The 19,622-nt window shown below is 65.8% G+C and carries 19 protein-coding genes and 1 tRNA gene; 8 read left to right on the top strand and 12 right to left on the bottom strand.

Annotated features, from left to right (window positions below; genetic code table 11):
- Positions 1-4 precede the first annotated feature (4 nt).
- Entirely contained in the window at positions 5-1,345 is a 1,341-nt protein-coding gene (locus ACSQ3M_RS06330; RefSeq protein WP_436149198.1) for a polysaccharide biosynthesis/export family protein, read from the bottom strand.
- A 187-nt stretch (positions 1,346-1,532) separates the two neighbouring features.
- On the opposite strand from ACSQ3M_RS06330, the gene ACSQ3M_RS06335 reads away from it, so the two are divergent.
- The 3 genes from ACSQ3M_RS06335 to ACSQ3M_RS06345 all read left to right on the top strand — a co-directional run bounded on the left by ACSQ3M_RS06335 (position 1,533) and on the right by ACSQ3M_RS06345 (position 4,105).
- Positions 1,533-1,763, top strand: a complete 231-nt coding sequence (locus tag ACSQ3M_RS06335) for a hypothetical protein (protein ID WP_436149199.1) — start codon at positions 1,533-1,535, stop codon at positions 1,761-1,763.
- Between the two features lie 111 nt (positions 1,764-1,874).
- The gene (locus tag ACSQ3M_RS06340) at positions 1,875-2,639 is read left to right on the top strand and encodes a hypothetical protein (protein WP_436149200.1); all 765 of its coding nucleotides are present in this window, start codon (positions 1,875-1,877) and stop codon (positions 2,637-2,639) included.
- A complete protein-coding gene (locus tag ACSQ3M_RS06345) occupies positions 2,636-4,105 on the top strand; it encodes a mannose-1-phosphate guanylyltransferase/mannose-6-phosphate isomerase (RefSeq protein ID WP_436149201.1) in 1,470 nt (489 codons plus the stop codon). The genes ACSQ3M_RS06340 and ACSQ3M_RS06345 overlap by 4 nt, the downstream gene beginning before the upstream one ends.
- 18 nt (positions 4,106-4,123) lie before the next feature.
- On the opposite strand, the gene ACSQ3M_RS06350 is transcribed toward ACSQ3M_RS06345, so the two are convergent.
- Positions 4,124-5,302, bottom strand: a complete 1,179-nt coding sequence (locus tag ACSQ3M_RS06350; protein WP_436149202.1) for a glycosyltransferase — start codon at positions 5,300-5,302, stop codon at positions 4,124-4,126.
- 138 nt (positions 5,303-5,440) lie between these two features.
- Between ACSQ3M_RS06350 and ACSQ3M_RS06355 the strand changes: the two genes are divergently transcribed.
- A complete protein-coding gene (locus ACSQ3M_RS06355) occupies positions 5,441-6,460 on the top strand; it encodes a glycosyltransferase family 2 protein (protein ID WP_436149203.1) in 1,020 nt (339 codons plus the stop codon).
- 265 nt (positions 6,461-6,725) lie between these two features.
- Here the strand turns inward: ACSQ3M_RS06355 and ACSQ3M_RS06360 are convergent.
- Both ACSQ3M_RS06360 and glpK read right to left on the bottom strand, forming a co-directional pair.
- Positions 6,726-6,799, bottom strand: a tRNA-Gln gene (locus ACSQ3M_RS06360).
- A 168-nt stretch (positions 6,800-6,967) separates the two neighbouring features.
- Positions 6,968-8,470, bottom strand: a complete 1,503-nt coding sequence (glpK, locus tag ACSQ3M_RS06365; protein WP_436149204.1) for a glycerol kinase GlpK — start codon at positions 8,468-8,470, stop codon at positions 6,968-6,970.
- 229 nt (positions 8,471-8,699) lie between these two features.
- On the opposite strand from glpK, the gene ACSQ3M_RS06370 reads away from it, so the two are divergent.
- Both ACSQ3M_RS06370 and ACSQ3M_RS06375 read left to right on the top strand, forming a co-directional pair.
- Complete coding sequence (locus tag ACSQ3M_RS06370) at positions 8,700-9,800, top strand: Ppx/GppA phosphatase family protein (RefSeq protein WP_436149205.1); 1,101 nt, start codon at positions 8,700-8,702, stop codon at positions 9,798-9,800.
- Entirely contained in the window at positions 9,797-10,507 is a 711-nt protein-coding gene (locus tag ACSQ3M_RS06375; RefSeq protein ID WP_436149206.1) for an RlmE family RNA methyltransferase, read from the top strand. Before ACSQ3M_RS06370 ends, ACSQ3M_RS06375 begins: the two co-directional genes overlap by 4 nt.
- A 15-nt stretch (positions 10,508-10,522) precedes the next feature.
- On the opposite strand, the gene ACSQ3M_RS06380 is transcribed toward ACSQ3M_RS06375, so the two are convergent.
- The 3 genes from ACSQ3M_RS06380 to ACSQ3M_RS06390 are packed head-to-tail and all read right to left on the bottom strand — an operon-like array spanning position 10,523 to position 13,446.
- A complete protein-coding gene (locus tag ACSQ3M_RS06380; RefSeq protein WP_436149207.1) occupies positions 10,523-11,200 on the bottom strand; it encodes an ABC transporter ATP-binding protein in 678 nt (225 codons plus the stop codon).
- A complete protein-coding gene (locus tag ACSQ3M_RS06385) occupies positions 11,197-12,444 on the bottom strand; it encodes an ABC transporter permease (protein ID WP_436149208.1) in 1,248 nt (415 codons plus the stop codon). Before ACSQ3M_RS06385 ends, ACSQ3M_RS06380 begins: the two co-directional genes overlap by 4 nt.
- Before the next feature lie 3 nt (positions 12,445-12,447).
- Positions 12,448-13,446, bottom strand: coding sequence for an efflux RND transporter periplasmic adaptor subunit (locus ACSQ3M_RS06390; protein ID WP_436149209.1), 999 nt, complete (start codon positions 13,444-13,446; stop codon positions 12,448-12,450).
- A gap of 158 nt (positions 13,447-13,604) precedes the next feature.
- Between ACSQ3M_RS06390 and ACSQ3M_RS06395 the strand changes: the two genes are divergently transcribed.
- Positions 13,605-14,294: a TetR/AcrR family transcriptional regulator gene (locus ACSQ3M_RS06395; RefSeq protein ID WP_436149210.1), complete on the top strand. Its 690-nt coding sequence runs from the start codon at positions 13,605-13,607 to the stop codon at positions 14,292-14,294.
- Between the two features lie 6 nt (positions 14,295-14,300).
- Here ACSQ3M_RS06395 and ACSQ3M_RS06400 read toward each other — a convergent pair whose 3' ends face one another.
- From ACSQ3M_RS06400 to dctP, 4 genes are all read right to left on the bottom strand, one after another.
- Entirely contained in the window at positions 14,301-14,741 is a 441-nt protein-coding gene (locus ACSQ3M_RS06400; RefSeq protein ID WP_436149211.1) for a type II 3-dehydroquinate dehydratase, read from the bottom strand.
- A gap of 17 nt (positions 14,742-14,758) precedes the next feature.
- The gene (locus ACSQ3M_RS06405) at positions 14,759-16,054 is read right to left on the bottom strand and encodes a TRAP transporter large permease (RefSeq protein WP_436149212.1); all 1,296 of its coding nucleotides are present in this window, start codon (positions 16,052-16,054) and stop codon (positions 14,759-14,761) included.
- Positions 16,051-16,569 carry a TRAP transporter small permease gene (locus ACSQ3M_RS06410; RefSeq protein ID WP_436149213.1) on the bottom strand — a complete coding sequence of 173 codons (519 nt, stop codon included), beginning with the start codon at positions 16,567-16,569 and terminating at the stop codon, positions 16,051-16,053. The genes ACSQ3M_RS06405 and ACSQ3M_RS06410 overlap by 4 nt, the downstream gene beginning before the upstream one ends.
- Positions 16,570-16,670: 101 nt before the next feature.
- Positions 16,671-17,654 carry a TRAP transporter substrate-binding protein DctP gene (gene dctP / locus ACSQ3M_RS06415; RefSeq protein ID WP_436149214.1) on the bottom strand — a complete coding sequence of 328 codons (984 nt, stop codon included), beginning with the start codon at positions 17,652-17,654 and terminating at the stop codon, positions 16,671-16,673.
- A gap of 177 nt (positions 17,655-17,831) precedes the next feature.
- Between dctP and ACSQ3M_RS06420 the strand changes: the two genes are divergently transcribed.
- Positions 17,832-18,506 (top strand): GntR family transcriptional regulator, encoded by a 675-nt coding sequence (locus ACSQ3M_RS06420; RefSeq protein WP_436149215.1) that lies wholly within the window; start codon positions 17,832-17,834, stop codon positions 18,504-18,506.
- A gap of 84 nt (positions 18,507-18,590) precedes the next feature.
- On the opposite strand, the gene glpX is transcribed toward ACSQ3M_RS06420, so the two are convergent.
- The gene (gene glpX / locus ACSQ3M_RS06425) at positions 18,591-19,589 is read right to left on the bottom strand and encodes a class II fructose-bisphosphatase (RefSeq protein WP_436149216.1); all 999 of its coding nucleotides are present in this window, start codon (positions 19,587-19,589) and stop codon (positions 18,591-18,593) included.
- Between the last annotated feature and the right edge of the window lie 33 nt (positions 19,590-19,622).

Below are 19,622 nucleotides of genomic sequence, written 5' to 3' on the forward strand. Positions count from 1 at the left end.
TATGCTAGTTCTGCGCTCCCGCAGCGGTCGGTAGCAGAGACGAGATGATCGATTGCAGCGAGGCCCGCTCCACCCTGACGATATCTCCAGGCAGGATCGGCGACGTCTCCTCGATCGCGATTTCGTTGACCGCGCCGCCCTGGCGTCGCTGGACGCTGAAGCGCATGCGCGCGAACTGCTTTTCCTGCTGGCTCTGCAATCTCGGCGCGAGCGCTGTCGATTCGTGGATGAGTGCGCGCAGCGCGATGATCCTGTCATCCGTCTGCTTGAGCGACAGTTGCGTTGCGCGCAGTTCGCGCCCGACATCGATCTCCCGCTGGTTCTCGAGATCGGACAGCGTCCGGTCGAGCCGGCTGATCTCCTGTTTTGCCCGGGCCGTCGCGAGCATCAGGTCAAGCGCCTGACTCTCGGATTGCGCGAGATTCTGTTCAACGGCGAGCTGGCGCGGGCTGACTGCCAGTCCCTTGCTGATCAGGCTGTTGATATTGTTGAGTTCGCGCCGAACAAGATCCTGCTGACGCTGCTGCGTCACAGCCTTGGCGCCGAGCGTGCGCAACTCCTCTTCAAGCAGGGATCGCGATTGCTGCAGGAGATCGCCCTGTGACCTGGCGGCCTTGCGATGCGAGGCGAACAACGCACTTTCCTCGCGCATCGCCTGAGCGGCGCTGTCGTTCAAATTCCGGCGGAGGTCGTCCGAGAAGGTGATCGCCTCGGCCTTGCGTGCCTCCGCCAGAAGTCTGTCGCGGCGCACCTGCAGGGCGAGCAATTGTGTCTGCTGCACACTGATTTCGCCTTCGGCGATGATCGTCTCGCGTTCGAAGCGGCCAAGCGCGAGCTCCATGCGCTGGAATCCCCCGGCGATGGCGACCGCCTGCAGCGCAGTCATCGTTGGTCGGAAGGCGTATTCACCGGGCTTCTCGACGCTTCCGACCACGTAGATCGGCCGGTACTGCGCGATCTCGACGGCTGCCGCCGGCGCATTCACAAGCCCGGCGGTGCCCTTCAGCCGTTCTGATATCAGCGCTGCAATCTCGGCGGGCGCCTTTCCGTCAACCGAGAAGGTGCCCACGACAGGCAGCGAGAGCATGCCGGTCGAACTGACGGCGAACTCGCCGCTGAGCGCCGACCATTCGAAAAGCTCGCGTGAGTTCGGCCTCCATTCCGACACCTTGATCTTCAGCCGATCCTGCGCGGCGACACGGTACTCGAACTCACTCGCGCTGACCTGTGGGTCGCCACCGGCGGCGAGAACCAGGGGCAGCGCCGCTGCTAGCAGCGCGAGCACTCGGCCGGCGGCTCGAGCGCACTTCAGCAAAAGACGGTTGGGGAGGGTGAGATGCCTCACGAAACACTCCACTGCAGACTACTCTGATGACCCCCAAGCAAATCCGTTGCCAGTCCGCTGCGGACCGTTAGCCCGCTCTTAACCATGTGTGCTCAGACTTGTGTGTATCCCTCGCGCGCCTGAAGCCTTTCTTGGGCCGCGGAGCGAAGCTATAGTCGTTGGCCGATAGCGAGCCGCGAAAGCACGAGTGATGCTGATCGTCTTTTTCCTGGCTGCCTTCGCCAGCGGTGCACTGACCCTCTGGCTGATGTGGTCGCACGGCTTGCTGGTGGCGTTGATCGCCAGCGCTATTGTCGCCAGCGCGATCGTCGCTGTTTTGGCGGTCGTTTTAACCGCCCTCAGATCTCGGGTCGTGACGAGCGACGGGCAACGGCCACGCGGCGTCCTCGATATCCTCGGGCCCCGCCCGCCGCGCTGATCGGCTGCGCGACCGATCTTCTGGCACATGAATTGCTGATCATCCCCGCAAGGGTGGTTCGCGCAATCGCGCTTCGGACCGCCGCCCGCCATTGCGATGGGAGACGGGGCAATGACGCTTCCGGCGCGGTTTCGTAGTTCGCATCGAGACCGCCAGACGGATCTCAACCGGCTAGGACCGCTGTACCGGCAACTCGGGCAGGCCCTTGCCGGGATTGAACGCGAATGCACCGGGCTATCTGGCCGGCTCGACGAGGCCCGCACCCGCGCGGCAGCGCTGATGGGCAATGAGGACGGAATCTATTTTGACCGTGAGCCGGCCGACGAGGCCAACCTGGTCGAGGCAGAGGCACAGATGATGGCGGCCTTTCGCCGGCTCGAACAATTGCGGGCACAAAGGTCGATGCTAACCGCCTGGCGCGACGAGATCGAGAATTCGGGCGTCGGCGGCGCGTTACGCGAAGGAGCAGGCCCGGACGGATTGTTGTCGCGTTTTCTGCGCAAGGTACGGGCGCGGATAGCGGTGATCAGACGTTTCTCCCGCTTCTCTGCCTGGATGCTACTGATCCTCATCGTCTACGCGACGCTGTCTGGCGTCGAGCAGCGGCCATCGGTGGCGTGGCTGATGCCCGATGTCGAGCGCAGTCTTGCCTTTCTGGCCGCCGCGGCCGCGTTTGCGCTCGGCTATCCCAAGCAGCGGATTGCGATCTTCGCCATCGGCCTTGCCGCGGTCGTTTTGCTGGAGTTCGCCCAAGCTTGGGCACCGACACGCCACGGCACCTTGCACGACGCCTCGATCAAGGCCGTCGGGCTTGCCCTCGGCCTGCTGCTCGTCTCCGTCACGGAGCGGCTCAAACCATCCATGAGGGCCCCGTGAAGCTCGATCCCCTCACGCAGGCATCGGCAGTCGCCGCCGCGCCCTCCCCCGTCATGAATGTCGCCGGTACGATTGTGCCCATCGTGCTTTGCGGTGGAGCAGGATCGCGGCTCTGGCCCGCCTCGCGGGAAGCCTTTCCGAAACAGTTCATCTCGCTGCTCGGCGAGGAATCGATGTTCCAGCAGACGCTGGGCCGGATCCAGGATCCGCTGTTTCGCGCCCCTGTGATCGTCACTCATGATGATTTCCGCTTCCTTGTACTGAGCCAGATGAAGCAGGTCGGGATGACCGGCGAGATCCTGCTCGAGCCGGCCCGCCGCGATTCCGGACCGGCGATCGCCGCCGCCGTGAGTTTCGTCCAGAAGCGCGATCCGCAAGCCCTCGTGCTCGTGCTCGCTTCCGACCATTTGATCGGCGACCTCGCGGCGTTCCGCGCCTCGGTCGAGACTGCAGCAGCGGCGGCCGGCCAAGGCCGGCTCGTGACCTTCGGCATCGTTCCGGACAAGCCCGCCACGGGCTATGGCTACATCCGGCCGGAACCGGGTAGCGAAGGAGCCCGCAAGGTGCTGAGCTTCGTCGAGAAGCCCGATGCGGCGACGGCGGCGCGCTATCTCGACGAAGGCTATCTCTGGAACAGCGGCATGTTCCTGTTCCGCGCCGACAGCTTCATGACGGAGCTCTCCAAGCACGAGCCGGCAATGGCGAATGCGGCGATAGCAGCGGTGGCGGAGGCGCGCGAGGATATCGACTTCCATCGCCTCGACGCCGAGCGCTTCGGCGCCGCGCCGCGCAAGTCGATCGACTACGCCATGATGGAGCGGACCGAGCTTGCCAGTGTCGTGCCCGCCTCTTTCGGTTGGTCGGATGTCGGCAGCTGGTCAAGCGTCTGGGAGGCTTCGGCGCGAGACGAGGCCGGCAATGCCGGCGGCGAGAATGTCGAGTTCGTCGACAGCCGCAATTGCTATGTCCAGAGCAGCGGCCCGCTCACCGTGCTGGTCGGCATCGAGGATGCCGTTGTCATCGTCGAGAACGATGCGGTGATGGTGACGAAGCGCGATCGCGCCGAAGCGGTCAAGGGCGCCTTCGAGCGACTCAAGGCCGACGGGCATCCAGCCGTTGTCAGCTCCCGCCGGGTCTATCGGCCATGGGGCTATTATCAGACGCTCGATCTCGGGGGGCGTTTCCAGGTCAAGCGTATCGTCGTCGATCCAGGCCAGAAGCTGTCCCTGCAAAGCCATCACCACCGTGCGGAGCATTGGGTCGTGGTCCGCGGCATCGCGGAGGTGACGCGCAACGATGAGACCATCCTCGTGCACGAGAACGAGTCGATTTATCTGCCGATCGGCTGCGTCCATCGGATGGCCAACCCTGGCAAGATTCTGCTCGAGATCATCGAGGTGCAGTCCGGCTCTTATCTCGGCGAGGACGACATCGTCCGCTACGAGGACATCTATCGCCGGGTGTGAGCAGCAACCGCCGCCTCGTCAGGATGCTCCGGCGAATTCGGTGTTCACCGTGCCGAGCGGCTGCAGCTCGACGCGTCCGTCGGCGGCGAGCAGGGCTCGTGCATGCGCATGCACGACCTTGTCGAGACTGAAGCGATCGATGTAGTCGGCCCGGTACTGCGCATGGCGACGCTCGGACACGGCATGGTCGTGATAGTGCATCATCGCGGCGACGAAGCCGGCCAGGTTCCCCAGCGCGACGAGACGGCCGATGCGCTCATCGAGAATGATGTCGCTCGGTCCGAACTCGCAGTCGAAGGCGATCACAGGCAGCCCGAACCGCAGCGCCTCGCAAATGGCGAGCGACCAGCCTTCCCAGCGTGCGCCCGAGAGATAGATGTCGCTGCGCGAGAGCGGGATCGCGGGGCTGTCGGGGTGATGTTCGATCGTCACCTTGCCGCCGAGGCCGAGCTCGTCGATCAAGGCACGGATCGTCGGTTCCTCATCGCCATAGCCGACGAGGATCAGCTCGGCGCCCTCGCGTTTCTCGCAGAAGGCGGCGAAGGCGCGCAGCAGGATGTCGTAGCCCTTCTGGTAAGCGAAGCGGCCGACCGTAACGAAGCGGACCGGGCTGCCTATGGCAGTCGCCCGCACGGGCACGGGCATGTCAAACGAGCGCACCGGATTGGGCACCCAGACATGTTCGACCCTGCTCGGATAATCGGCCCGGAAGGCTTCGAGCTGGCGCGGCGACGTGCCGAAGATGCGCGCCAGCCGCGGCAGTACCAGGAACCGCATCGCCTCGAACAGCAGGCTCGCCTTGAGGGAACGACGCTCGAGCCTTGGATTTCCGTGGAGATAGAGGATGAAGCGGCGCCGGATGCCGAGGCAGCAGAGCCAGAACACCGCCGTCGGCTCGACCTGCGGCACGACCACGAGGTCGAATTGCCCATTGGCGATCGTTCGCCGGACCCGGCGCAGCAGGTCGAGCCGTCCCTTTGAGAAGCTCAGAATGACGTCGTATGGCCGCGGCTGGCCGACAATCTGCTCGAAGGGCGAGGTGTAGAGGACGGAAACCTCAAGATCCTGCTCATACTCGGTCGCCAATGCCGAGCAAATCGAGTCAGTGACGCGCTCGATACCGGCAAACGACCGCGTCGGCGGCACGATGTAGAGAATCCTGGTCCTCCTGCCCGACATCGCGCTCCCGATCGCCATCGCCACAGGGCCGCCGGCTAGCCTGCTCTGCGGTACGGCTCTTGCAATGTCTGCGCCAAGGGGTGCTCTGCGTCCGGTGGCGAACACCATGCCGCCACTGCGAACGGCGCCGGGATCGAAGCTTCAACGGAGCGGCGCATGACCGGTTCGACGTTCAAGATCGCGGTGATCGTCAACTGCTACAACTACGCCGAATATGTCGAGCGCGCGATCCGCAGCGTACTCGTGCAAAACCGCAGCGATTGCGAACTCGTCGTCGTCGATGACGGCTCAACCGACGCCTCATGGGAGGTGATCAGCCGAACGGGGGTCACCGCCTACCGGATCGAGAATAGCGGCCAGCGCCGGGCTTGCGCCTTCGGTCTCGACCAGACGACGGCGCCGTTCGTGTTGTTCCTCGATGCCGACGACGAACTCGCTCCAGGCGCGCTCGATGCGATCGTCCCCCATCTGCAACCGTCGATCGCAAAGGTGCAATTCTGCCTGAGCCGCGTCGATGGCGGCAGCACGTCCCTGGGCTCGGCGGTTCCTGAACCCGAGCTGTTTCGTGAGCCCGGCGACCTCAGGGAGCGTGTCCGCAGGACCGGCGTCTATATCAGCCCGCCGACCTCGGGGAACGTGTTCAGACGCGATCTCTGCGAATTGCTGCGCGACGCCGATTATGACGATGCGGTTGACGGGATCATCATTCTCGCTGCCCCCTTCTTCGGTGAGGTCGTATCCCTCCCGGTGGAGCTTGGGCTTTACCGTGTCCACAGCCGCAACATGTCGGGCGTGGGGCGCATGATCGACACTGACAAGATCGAACAGCACATGAAGCGCTTCGAGCACCTGATCGACCATCTCAACATGGTCATGCCCAAGGATTCGAAATCGCGACAGCTCGATGTCAAACGAACGTTCTTCTATCTGGAGAAGAAGCTGATCCTTGCCGCGATCAACGGAGACGCCAATCGTTATTTTCAGCTTCCCAGGTTGATTGGGGTCGTCGCCCAAGAGTACTTCTCACTGCCCAAAAAACTCGTGCTCTCGCTATTTCATATCCTCGTTGCCCTTCTACCCGTCAGCATGTCTCGCCATCTCATCGAAATCCGCTACCGCCCCGAGCAGCGGTCAGCCCGCGCATTTGCGAAGGCGCTGACCGGCGGCCTTGCATGAGCTCCGGTCAGCATTCACACCGACATCATATGCCGGGTACCGGGCTTGGTGGCTCTATTCGCTAGAATGATCGCGAAATGGCGCGGCTCGTGACAGCGAGGGCGTGCGCTGGGTCCCTGGGATCCCATTCGGCCGCAGAAACTTTGCGCTGGGCGCCGTTGTGGAGATGACGCGCCAAAGCGGCCCGTTTGTAGCAACCGAGTGCGCGATTGGCATGACGAGTCGGAAAGGGCAGAAAATCGCTTGAATCAACCACTTAGGAAAGTGGCTGGGGGACTAGGATTCGAACCTAGACAACCAGAGTCAGAGTCTGGGGTCCTACCGTTAGACGATCCCCCAACGGGCGCGCTTGGTGCGACGCGTCGGATGGGCGCGGTCTAAACAACCTCACGGCCGGTTGCAAGTCTTCTGTGACGATTTCGACATGCAAGGCGGTCACGGCGCCCGGCGCGGCGCCCAAAAGCAGTCGCTGAGGCCATGCCGCACGGCCGTCCGCGCGAGAACGCTTCAGCCGGCGCTGAGCGTGCGCCTGACCGCATCGCGCCAGCCGGCGACATGGCCGCGGCGCGTCTCCTCGGCCAGGCTCGGCGAGAAGCGCCGCTCCAGCCGCCAGCGATCGGCGAACTGGGCCGGCTCCGGCAGCAGGCCGGCATCGAGGCCGGCGAGATAGGCGGCGCCGAGCGCGGTGGTCTCCAGCACCTGCGGCCGGTCGACCGGGGCGGCGAGGATGTCGGCGAGGCGCTGCATCGTCCAGTCGGAGGCGACCATGCCGCCATCGACACGCAACACGGTTTGCGCACCATCGGCTTCCGGCCAGTCGGAGCGCATCGCCTCGAGCAGGTCGAGCGTCTGGAAGCAGACCGAATCGAGCGCGGCGCGAGCAAATTCGCGCGGGCCGGTGTTGCGCGTCAGCCCGAACATGGCACCGCGGGCGTTGGCGTCCCAATGCGGCGCGCCGAGGCCTGTGAAGGCCGGCACCAGATAGACCTGCTGGCCGGGGTCGGCATTGGCCGCGAGCGGGCCGCTATCCGAGGCCTTCTCGATGATGCCGAGCCCGTCGCGCAGCCATTGTACCGCGGCGCCGGCGATGAAGATCGAGCCCTCCAGCGCGTAATGGCGCACGCCCTTGAGCTGATAGGCAATCGTCGAGAGCAGGCGGTTCTGCGAGACGACGGCCTTGGTGCCGGTGTTGAGCAAGGCGAAGCAGCCGGTGCCATAGGTCGATTTCAGCATGCCGGGCTCGAAGCAGGCCTGGCCGACGGTCGCCGCCTGCTGGTCGCCGGCGATGCCGCGAATCGCGATCGCTCCGCCGAGCAGGCCGGGTTCGCTGTCGCCGAAATGCGCGGCGCAGTCGCGGACCTCCGGCAGCATCGCGGCCGGAATATCGAGCAGCGCCAGCAATTCCTCGTCCCACTGTCCTTTATGGATGTCGAACAGCATGGTGCGCGAAGCATTGGTCGCGTCGGTGGCGTGGACGCGGCCGCCGGTCAGGCGCCAGAGCAGGAAGCAATCGACCGTACCGAAGGCGAGTTCGCCGCGCCTGGCCCGCTCGCGGGCGCCGGGTACCTGATCGAGGATCCAGGCGATCTTGGTCCCGGAGAAATAGGGGTCGATTCGCAGCCCGGTGCGCTCGGCGACGAGCCTGCCATTGCCTTGCGCCTCCAGGGCGGCGCAGCGCTCGGCGGTGCGCCGGTCCTGCCAGACGATGGCGCGGTGGATCGCCTGGCCGGTGCTGCGGTCCCAGACCAGCGTCGTCTCGCGCTGGTTGGTGATGCCGATCGCCGCGACCTCCCCTGCCCGCGCCTCAGCTCGCGCCAGGGCCTGCCGGCAGACCGCAAGCGTGCTCTCCCACAGATCCTCGGCCTCGTGCTCGACCCAGCCCGAGGCCGGATAATGCTGCGGGAATTCCTGCTGGGCGCTGGCGACCGGCTGCAGATTCTCGTCGAACAGGATGGCGCGAGAGGAAGTCGTGCCCTGGTCGATCGCCAGGATCATGCGCCGCGCCGCCATGCCGTTTCTCCCGATCTATCGCTGCCGGGCTCGCAATGCCGGCTGGCATCGAGCTTTGCCGCGAAGGCCCGATACAGGCAAGCACGAGAGAGCCACCGCAGTTTCGCCACAGGTTCTGCTTGGCAGGGGCAGCGTGCTGTTGTTACGCTGCTCACGAATGGAAACGTTCCAGCTTCGTGCTGGACTCCCGGCAGCCGCCGAGGCGGCATGGCCGGCGAAGGGTTAGCAAGTGACGGTCGAAGACCGCCAGGATTCCGACCGCCCCGTCGTGGCGGCGGTCCCTCTACCGGGCGAGCGGCCCGCGCCGCCGGAAGCCGTTCGATTTGCTCCGGCGCCTTACCAGCGCCCTCATCCCACCACCTATGCGGCGCTCGATCTCGGCACCAATAATTGCCGCCTGTTGATTGCGCGACCGGCCCAGCACGGTTTCCGGGTGGTCGATGCCTTCTCGCGAATCGTGCGGCTCGGCGAGGGGCTCGGCGCCAGCGGGCGGCTTTGCGACGACGCGATGGACCGCGCTGTCGAGGCCCTCAAGATCTGCAAGAGCAAGATGGACCATCGCGGCGTGACTCGGGCGCGCCTGATCACCACCGAGGCTTGTCGCGCCGCGACCAATGGCATCGAGTTCGTTCGCCGTGTCGGCGACGAAGCAAGCATCGAGCTCGAGATCGTCGACCAGAGGACGGAAGCCTCGCTCGCCGTCACCGGCTGCGCTGCGCTGGCGGCGCCGGAGGCCGGCGCCGTCATCATCTTCGACATCGGCGGCGGCTCGACCGAGATCGTCTGGCTCGGCGGGCGCGAGGCCGGGCGCGACCCGGCCCAGCGCATCCGCGAATGGGCTTCGCTGCCGATCGGCGTCGTCTCGGTGGCGGAGCGCTATGGCGGGGTCGAGGTCGGACGCGAAAAATTCGAGCGCATGGTCACCGATTGCAGCGAGGCGCTGGCCCCCTTCGCGCAGAAGGCGGCTGCGGCGCGCGACGCGCCCAATTTCCATCTGCTCGGCACCTCCGGCACGGTGACGACGGTCGCCGGCATCCATTTGCGCCTGCCACGCTATGACCGGCGCCAGGTCGACGGTCTGTGGATGCGCCAGGAGGATATCCTCAGCGTGATCGACGAACTCGTTGCGATGGACTATGCCCAGCGCCAGGCCAATGCCTGCATCGGCCACGAGCGGGCCGATCTGGTGCTCGCCGGCTGCGCCATCTTCGAGGCGATCCGGCGCGCATTTCCGAGCCCGAAGGTGCGCATCGCCGATCGCGGCCTGCGCGAGGGCATTCTGCTCAGGATGATGCATGAGGATCGCGCCTGGTGGCGCAGGCGGCAATGACGACAGCAAAATCCGGCGGCGGCGCCCGCGACCTGCGTATCAAGGTCAAGAAGCCGGCCAAGCGCAGCCATTCCTCGCAGCTCTGGCTCGAGCGCCAGCTCAACGACCCCTATGTGAAGCGGGCGCGCGAGATGGGTTATCGCTCGCGAGCAGCCTTCAAGCTCGCCGAGATGGACGAGCGCTACAAATTCCTGAAACCGGGCCAGAAGCTGCTCGATCTCGGCTGCGCGCCCGGCGGCTGGTGCCAGGTCGCGGCGGCGAAGGTCGGCCTCGACAAGGGCAAGGGCCGGATCGTCGGCATCGACCTCCTGCCAGTCGATCCGATTCCGCATGTCGAACTGATCGAGCTCGACTTCATGGCGGAGGAAGCCCCTGCCCTGCTGACCGAGAAGCTCGGCGGCAAGGCCGATGGCGTGATGTCGGATATGGCAGGCAACACCACCGGCCACAAGAAAACCGACCATCTCAGGATCATCGGCCTCGCCGAGGCCGCCCTCGAATTCGCGAATGACGTGCTGGCGCCGGGCGGCTTCTTCCTGGCCAAGCTGTTCCAGGGCGGCGACACCGCCGAGCTGCTGGCGCAACTCAAGCGCGATTTCAGCCAGGTCCGCAACATCAAACCTGGCGCGAGCCGGGCCGATTCCTCCGAGCTCTACGTGCTGGCGACGGGCTTCCGTCGCAAGGCCGAGCCGGCCGCGGAAGACTGACGCAGACCCCCCGCCTCAAGCCTCGGCCTGCTGGCCATCGACCAGATGGATGCGGCGGCTCACCTTGGCCGCCATGTCGGTGTCGTGGGTCACGGCGATAACGGTCTTGCCGCGCTCGCGCACCAGCGCTGCGAGAATGGCGAAGACCTGCTCGGAGTTCTTGCTGTCGAGGCTGCCGGTCGGCTCGTCGGCGAGGATCAGCGGCGGATCATTGGCGAGCGAGCGGGCGACTGCGACGCGCTGGCGCTGGCCGCCCGAAAGCTGGTCCGGCCGCTTGTCGAGATGGTCGGCGAGACCGAGCGCGCCGAGAAGCTCGGTCGAACGCTCTCGCATGGCGGCAGTCCCGAGCCGCCCGAGCCGGCGCATCGGAATCTCGACATTCTCGCGGACGGTGAACTCCGGCAGCAGGAAGTGGAACTGGAAGACGAAGCCGAGCGTCGCCAACCTGATCTCGGCGCGCTCGCGCTCGCTGAGACCGGCGGTATCCCTGCCCGAAATGGCGAACGTGCCGGCTGTCGGCCGGTCGAGCAGGCCGAGCAGGTAAAGCAGCGAGGACTTGCCCGAGCCTGACGGGCCGGTGATCGCGACGAACTCGCCCTCGCCGATGGTCAGGGTGATGTCCTGGACCAGCGTCACCGGCACGGCCGCAGGCAGCACGCGGGTGAGCCCAGCCGTCTCGATGAGCGCGCTCATGTCGCGCCCCGGATGATGTCGACCGGGTGGAGGCGCGCCGCCTGGCGGGCCGGCAGGTAGCCGGCGACCCCGGCCGAGACCAGCGCGAAGCCGGCCGCGATCAGATAATGCCAGATGCTCCAGGCCAGCGGCAGGCGGGTGATCTCCTGCGCGACGCTCGCGCCCGACAATTCGAAGCGGACCAGCGAGAGTGCAAAGCAGAGCGAGAAGCCGACCACCCAGCCGATCAGCGAGCCCCCGGCGCCGAGCGCCAGCCCTTCGAGCAGGAAGAGCCGGCGCATATCGGTTTCGGTGAAGCCGAGCGACTTCAGGATCGCGATGTCGCGCGCCTTCTCGTGGGTGATCGTCGAGATGATGTTGAAGATGCCGAAGCCGGCGACGAGCAGGATCGCGCCGACGACCGTGTACATGATGACGTTTCGGATCACGAGCGCCTCGAGCAGCGACTCGTTCGCCTCCTGCCAGGCGACCGCCTTATAGCCGATCTGCGCCTCGGCGCGGCGGGCCACCTGCGGGGCGGCGGCGGGATCGTCGAGCTTCAACCTGATCTCGTTGATCGCGTTCGGGCGCTCGCTCAGGATCTGCGCGTTCTTGAGCAGGACATAGCCCTCGCCCTCGTCGCGGGCGGTCGTGCCGGTGTGGAACAGGCCGACGATCTTGAAGGCGCGGCTCTGGCCGGTCGAGGAGACCACGGTGACGGTGGTGCCGAACTCGGCGCCGAGGCGCTGCGCCAGCCGGTCGCCGACGATGATGTTGTTGCCGCCGGCGATCAGCGAGGTGAAGCTGCCCTGGCGGAAATCCTTGGCGAGCGAGGAGACCTTCACCTCCGCCTGCGGCTCGATGCCGATGATCGCGATGCCGACATCGCGCCCGGCATAGCGCACCACCCCTTGCGTCTTCAGGCTGAGCGCCAGCCGCCCCGGCACCCAGGCGCGCAGCATGGCCGTCGCCTCCGTCGGGTTGAGGATGCCGCGCCGGTCGTCCTTCGGGCGCAGGCCGGCGATCTGGACCGCTGCGAACGCATCCTGCGCCGGCTGGCGGCGGGCGGTGCGATACTCGTCGGTGATGTCGACATGCGGCATGGTGTCGACCAGCCTCGCGACGAAATCATCCTCACCGCCCTGCATCAGCGCCGCCATGGCGATCGAGAAGCCGACGCCGAGCGCGACGCCGATGATCGCGACCAGCGTCTGCCGGCCGCGGCCGCGGATATGTGTCAGCGCCAGGGCGAGGATCAGCCGCACGGCTCACCTGCCCTGCGGCGCGACACGGGCGCCGTCGCTGAGCTTCTCGGGATAGGGCGCGATCACGCGCGCCGCCTCCGGCAGGCCGGAGAGGACCTCGACATCGCCCGTGCCTCGTATCCCGATCGCCAACTCGTGGCGGCGGGCGACATCGCCTTCGACGATGAAGATCGCATTGCCCTGCACGGCAGCGACCGGCAGCAGGAGCGCGTTCTGCGCCACCCGCACGATGACGTTGAGCTCGACCGTCATGCCGATGAGCAGCGGGGTATCGCCCGGCAGAGCAAGATAGACACGGTAGGTCTTGGCGACGGGATCGCCCTTGGGCGTGATGCTGTCGACGGTTCCCTCCAGCGTCCGCCCCGGAAAGGCGTCGGCCCGGATCAGGACGCGCTGGCCCGGCTTGACCTGCGGGATATCCTCCTCGTTGACCTCGGCGACGACGCGCAGCGGCTTGGCTTCACCGATCCAGAACAGGACGGTGCCGGGCTCGGCGATCTCGCCGACCTCACCGTCGCGGCGCAGCACGGTGCCGCGCATCGGTGCGCGCAGCACATAATTCTCCAGGCGCGCGGTCTGGCCGGCGATGAGCGCCGAGGCCTGGCTCATCTCGCTGCGGGCCCGGTCGAGCGCCTGCAGGCTCATCACATTGCGCTCGACCAGGACCGCGAGCCGGTCATGCTCGGCGGTGGCGAGTTTCTGGCGGGCTTTGAGCTCGGCCAGAGTCGCCTCGGCCTGGGCACTATCGAGCCGAGCGAGGATCTGCCCCTGCTCCACCCGCTGGCCCTCGCAATCGCAGCGCTCGATAACGCGCTCGCGCACCAGCGCCGCGACCTTTGCCCAAATGCGCGGCTCGACCGTGCCGGTGGCGTAGACGATCTCGGCCGCGTCACCACGCTTTGGCGCAACGGTCGCGACCGCGATCGGCTTCGACAGCGACCAATAGGCGCCGCCGGCAACGATCACGGCTGCGGCGGCAAGAAGACTGCGAGCGAACTTCACGGCCCCCTCCGCGGGAGGCCTCGCGCAACGTGCTCGACCTTGGAGTATCGCAGGTCGAAAGCGTTGCATCGGCGACATCTCTCGCGCACAATCACGAAAGACCGACCGTCGGTCATTTTACAGACCGACGGTCGGTCGTCAAGCAGAAGCGAGAATGCATGCCCCGTATCGTGAAGCACCCCGATGATCGCAGGAACGAGATTCTCGATGCAGCACAGGCGCTGTTCTTCGAGCGCGGCTACGAGCGGACCACCATCAACGACGTCATCGCGCAGATCGGCATCTCGAAGGGGGGCTTCTATCACCACTTCTCCGCCAAGGAGGATCTGCTCGAAGGGATCACTGCCCGCCTGTCGCAGGACGCAGTCGCGCGCGTCCGCGATATCCTGGACGATCCCTCATTAAGTGCGCTGGAACGGCTGAACGGCTTCATGGCGCGCTCCCGGAGCACGAAGCTGGCGGATGCGCCGAAGTTCAGGGCCGCCTTCGACGTGGTCTTCCGGCCCGAGAATCTCTTGCTCTATCACCGGATCAATGCCGCCTCGATCGCGGTCATGCGGCCGGTGCTGAGCAGCATCATCGCCCAGGGCAAGGCCGAAGGTGCCTTCACCGTACCGGATCCCGAGGGTGCCGCCGAGATCATCCTGCATCTAGGCGCAAGCACCTACGATGCCGTCGCGCGCACCATCACAGCCATCGGCACCGCCGAAGAAGACGCTGCGATCGAGGCGCTGGATCAGCGCCTTCAGTTCCAGGGCGTCGCGATCGACCGTATCCTCGGCCTGCCGGACGGCAGCCTGACCTTCGTCGAACCTGGCTTCACCCGCGCGGTGATGACGGCGCGCTGACGCGCCTCAGCCGGTACTTTCCGCCAAGTCGATCGCCGCCCTCACCGCCACAGCATAGCCCTGCGCGCCGAGCCCGGCGATGACCGCCGTCGCCGCCAGCGAGACATAGGATTTGTGGTAGTGCGCCTCGCGCCTGTGGATGTTGGAGATGTGCAGCTCGACGATCGGGCCGGGAAACATCTTCAGCGCGTCGAGGATCGCGATCGAGGTGAAGGAATAGGCGGCGGGATTGATCACGATCGCGGCGCCGTTGTCGATCGCCTCGTGGATCCAGTCGATCAGCTCGTATTCACGGTTGCTCTGGCGGAAGACGATCTCGCGCCCGCCCCCCGCCTCGCGGCAGAGCGCCTCGACCTCGGCGAGCGTGGTCGAGCCGTAGATCTGCGGCTCGCGCGTGCCGAGCCGGTTCAGATTGGGGCCGTTGAGGACATAGATCGGCTTGCTCACGGGTCAGTCCTGTCCTGTCAGCCCTGGTAGCCCATCAGGCGCGGCAGCCAGAGCACGAGGCTGGGAAAGAAGGTGATCAGTGCCAGGGCGACGATCATTGCGCCGAGGAACGGCATGCATTCGCGCACGATCTGGCGCAGCGGCACCTCGGCGATGTTGGTCATGATGAAGAGCAGCAGCCCGTAAGGCGGCGTGATCAAGCCGAGCATGATGTTGACGACGACCACCACCCCGAAATGCACCATGTCGATGCCGAGCGCCTTGGCCGTCGGGATCAGTACCGGCACGACGATCAGGAGGATCGCAGTGCCCTCCAGCAGGCAGCCGAGGATCAGCAGCAGCACGTTGACGAGGATCAGGAAGCCGAGCGGCGACAGGTTCCAGCCGGCGAGAAGCACGCGCAGGCTGTCGGGGATGTTCTCGATGGTGACGACGTAGTTGAAGACAAGCGCACCGGCGATCAGCATGCCGATCGAGGCGGTGGTGCGGGCGCTGTAGGCCAGCGAGCCATAGAAGGCGCTGAGGCTGACGCTGCGATAGAGCAAAACCGATACGGCGAGCGCATAGGCGGCGGCGACGGCGGCAGCCTCGGTCGGTGTGGTCGCGCCGCCATAGATGCCGCCGAGCAGCACGACCGGCATCATCAGCGCCGGGAAGGCGCGCCAGGTGATGCCCGGCAGTTGGCGCAAGGGAATCGGCGGCTCGACCGGGAAATTGCGGCGCTTGGCGGCCGAAGCGACGATCACCATCTGCGCCAGCGCCATCAGCAGGCCGGGAATGACGCCGCCGAGGAAGAGGAAGCCGATCGAGGCGTCGGAGACCAGTGCGTAGATCACCATCGGGATCGAGGGCGGGATGATCGGCCCGATCACCGAGGACACGGCCGTCAAGGCAGCGGCGAAGGCCGGCGGATACTTGCCGTCCTTGGTCATCATCGCCTGCATCATCCTGCCTGTGCCGGCGGCGTCGGCGATGGCCGAGCCCGACATGCCGGCGAAGATCACGCTCTGGACGATGTTGACATGGGCGAGCCCGCCCCTGAAACGGCCGACGAGCGCGTCGCAGAAGCGCAGCAGCCGCTCGGTCATCGAGCCGATGTTCATCAGCTCAGCTGCCAGGATGAAGAGCGGCACGGCGAGGATGACATAGTTGGTGTACATGCCGTTGAGCAGCTGCTCGGCGGCGATCGAGAGGTCCTGGCCGGCGACGAGCAAATAGAGGATCGAGCCCGCGATCATCGCATGGCCGATCGGCAGGCCGAGCAGCGACAGCGTCACGATGGCGAGGATGGCGAGGGAGAAAGGCGTGCTCATACGCCGGAGCCCGCCTTGGTCGGATCGAAGGCCTCGGGTGCCTTGCCACGCAATGCGCTGAAGCCGAGCCAGAGATAGCGGATGATCGCAGCGACCGCGAAGGCGATGTAGATCGCATAGACCCAGTTGAAGGGCAGCTTGAGATAGGCGGTGCGCTCGACCTTCATGAAGGCGACGTAGTCCACCATCGCCGGCAGCGAGATCACGTAGAGGATGACGAGTGCGACTGCCGTGATCAGCGCCATGACGCGGCGCGGCCCCGGCCCGACGGCGCCATAGATGATGTCGAAGCGGATCTCCTCGCTCTCGCGCACCACGAAGCCCGCACCGAACAGCACCAGCCAGAGCCAGAGGATGACGCTGATCTCATGCGTCCAGCCGATCGGGAAGTTGAGCAGATAACGGAAGACGATCTGCACCAGGAAGACGACGAACATCGCCCCGAGCATCAGCGCGAGCAGGTTCTCGGCCCGGCGCGACAGCCAGGCGCCCAGCGCTTTCAGCGATTGCGGCATGTGTCCTCCGGTGAAATTCGGCCCGCCGGCCCCTCCCTCGGCGGGCCACGCCGGCCCCGAAGGGCCAGCGCTAGACCTCGATCGCGTGAACCTAGCGCACGCTAGAGCGCGTTGATCTTGTCGAGCATGCCCGGCGCCCAGCCCTTGGCCAGCTCGGATTCAAGATACTTTTTCTGAGCAAAGTCGCGGAAGGCCTTGAGATCGGGCGCATAGACCTCGAGCCCCTGCTTCTTGAAGAAGTCGACCAGCTCGACCTCCTTGGCGAGGTGCTCCTTGGTGCTCCAGTCGATCGCGGCGTCAGCCGCGGCCTGGAAGGCGGCCTGTTTCTTCGCATCCATCCCGTCCCAGACGCGCTTGGTGACGCAGAGTAGATCGAAGCCGACGAGATGCGAGGTCAGCACGATCTGCGAGGAGACCTCGTAGAACTTCATGTTCTGGACGTTAGGCAGCGGATTGTCCTGGCCGTCGATCGCGCCGCTCTGCAGGCCGGTATAGACCTCGGCGTAGGCCATCGGCGTCGGGTTGGCGCCGAGCGACTGGCCGAGGAACTGCCAGGCGTCGCCGCCAGGCATGCGCAATTTGACGCCGGCGAGATCGGCCGGGGTGCTGATCTTCTTCTTCGGCTTCAGGCCGACCTGGCGGGCGCCGAAATAGGTCGGGCCGAGGATTTTGATGTTGAGCTTGTCCTCGGCCATCGTCTTGAGGTCGCGGCCGACATCGCTGGCGAAGACCTTCTTGAGATGGTCGGCGTCGCGGAAGAGATAGGCCGAGGTGACGATCGACCAGGCCGGGATCTGGTTCGAGACGTCCTGCGGCGCGATGTTCCCCATTTCGAGGTTGTTGCGCTGCATGGCGACCAGCTCGGTGCCCTGCTTGAACAGGTTGCCGCCGTAATAGGGCTGCAGCGCGAAGTCGTCTTTGATGGCCTCCGCGAAGCGCTTCATCATCTCGGCGCGGATATCCTGCTCCGAGAACACCGCCGAGAAGCGCAGGTTGGGCTTGCCCTGTGCGAGCGCCGTGCCGCCCGTCAGCGCCAGCGCGCCACCGGCCGCCAGCAGCATGCGCCTGTCGATACCCTGTTTCATGCCGTTCCTCCCCGTGCGGGTTGGCCCCGCTTCGAAGCAGACCATGCCCAAGGCTCAATCAGCAATCAACTGGTATTTTCGATTTCATCTGATGATCCTGAATTCACCATAACAATTGTGCCCACTCCGCTGCGTCGCTAAGCTGAGCCCTCTGCCGCAGTCCCGGACGGATCACGCATGCTGAATTACGCGCCGCCGACCGCCTCGATCGGAGAGCTCGCCTATCGCCGTATCCGGGCCGACATCGTCTTCGGGCGGCTGGTGCCGGCGCAGCGGCTCAAGCTCGACGATCTGCGCGAGACCTATGGCACCAGCATCAGCACGCTGCGCGAGATCCTGAACCGGCTCTCGTCGGAAGGGTTGGTCGGGGCCGAGGGGCAAAAGGGCTTCATGGTCGCGCCGGTCTCCGCCAGCAATCTGAGCGAGATCGCGGCGCTGCGGCTGCTCCTGGAAGCGCATGCCCTGGCGCAATCCTTCGCGACCGGGGACATGGAGTGGGAAGGCCGCGTCGTCGCCGCCCATCACAAGCTTGCCCTGATGGAAAGGCGCATGCTCGACAATGACCGCGCCGATCCAGAGCTCTGGAAGCGCTATGACTGGGAGTTCCATCACGCGCTGATCTCAGCCTGCGGCTCGCAGGTGCTGATGGAGACGCATGCCTCGATCTATGACCGCTATCTGCGCTATCAGATGGTCGCGGTGATCTTTCGTGGCGAGGTGGCGGCGCAGGAGCACCAGATCCTGCTCGACTGCGCGATGCGGCGCGACACAGCGCGCGCCACGGATGTCCTGGCGACGCATATCAACGCCTGCGTCGAACACACCCTTGCCGGCGGCAGCCTGCAAGGCTGAAGCTGCTGCTGCGCGTCAGCTCAAAAACAAAGCCCGCTCCGCAGCTTTGCGGAACGGGCTTTGTAGTCGCAGCAGGTCCAGAGTTCAGTCGAGCTGGAACTTCGAGAACTCGCGGTGCTCGCCATAGATGCGGCGGACGGTGCCGGTGATCGAGCGGTAGACGATGGTCTCAGTCTCGATCACGTCGGGTCCAAAACGCACGCCCGAGAGCATGCCGCCATCGGTGACGCCAGTGGCGCAGACGATGACGTCGCCCGAGGCCATTTCGGCCATGTCGTATTTATGGTTCGGATCCTTGACGCCCATGGTCGCGGCGCGAGCCCGCTTCTCCTCGGTGTCGAGGATCAGGCGACCCTGCATCTGGCCGCCAACGCAGCGCAGCGCCGCCGCGGCGAGAACGCCCTCGGGCGCGCCGCCAATGCCGAGATAGAGGTCGATGCCGGTCTTCTCCGGCTCGGTGCAGAAGATCACGCCGGCGACGTCGCCATCGGTGATCAGGCGGATCGAGGCGCCGGTCTTGCGGACTTCCGCGATCAGCTTCTCGTGGCGCGGCCGGTCCATGATCAGCGTGTTGATCTCATGCGGCTTCACGCCCTTGGCCCTGGCCAGCGCGTTGATGTTGTCGGCGGCCGAGGCGTCGAGGTCGACGATGCCGGTCGGATAGCCCGGGCCGATCGCGATCTTGTTCATGTAGACGTCGGGGGCGTAGAGCAACTGGCCGGCGCCGGCCATCGCCATCACGGCGATCGAGCCCGGCATGTCCTTGGCGCAGAGCGTCGTGCCCTCGAGCGGGTCGACAGCGATGTGGACCTTGGGGCCCTGCTTGTTGCCGACCTTCTCGCCGATATAGAGCATCGGCGCCTCGTCGCGCTCGCCCTCGCCGATGACGATCTCGCCATCGATCGGCAGGCGGTTGAGCTCGCGCCGCATCGCATCGACCGCGGCCTGGTCGGCCGCCTTCTCGTCGCCATGACCGCGCAGGCGGGCGGCGGCAACGGCGGCACGCTCGGTGACGCGCACCAGCTCCATCGAGAGGTAGCGCTCGATGATCTGATCGGGCGAGATGCGGAGATCGACGGACATGGGGGACTCCCTAAACGCGGTTAGCGGATGGCC

The organism is Allobosea sp. LjRoot90 (genome assembly GCF_964254315.1).
Classification (GTDB): domain Bacteria; phylum Pseudomonadota; class Alphaproteobacteria; order Rhizobiales; family Beijerinckiaceae; genus Allobosea.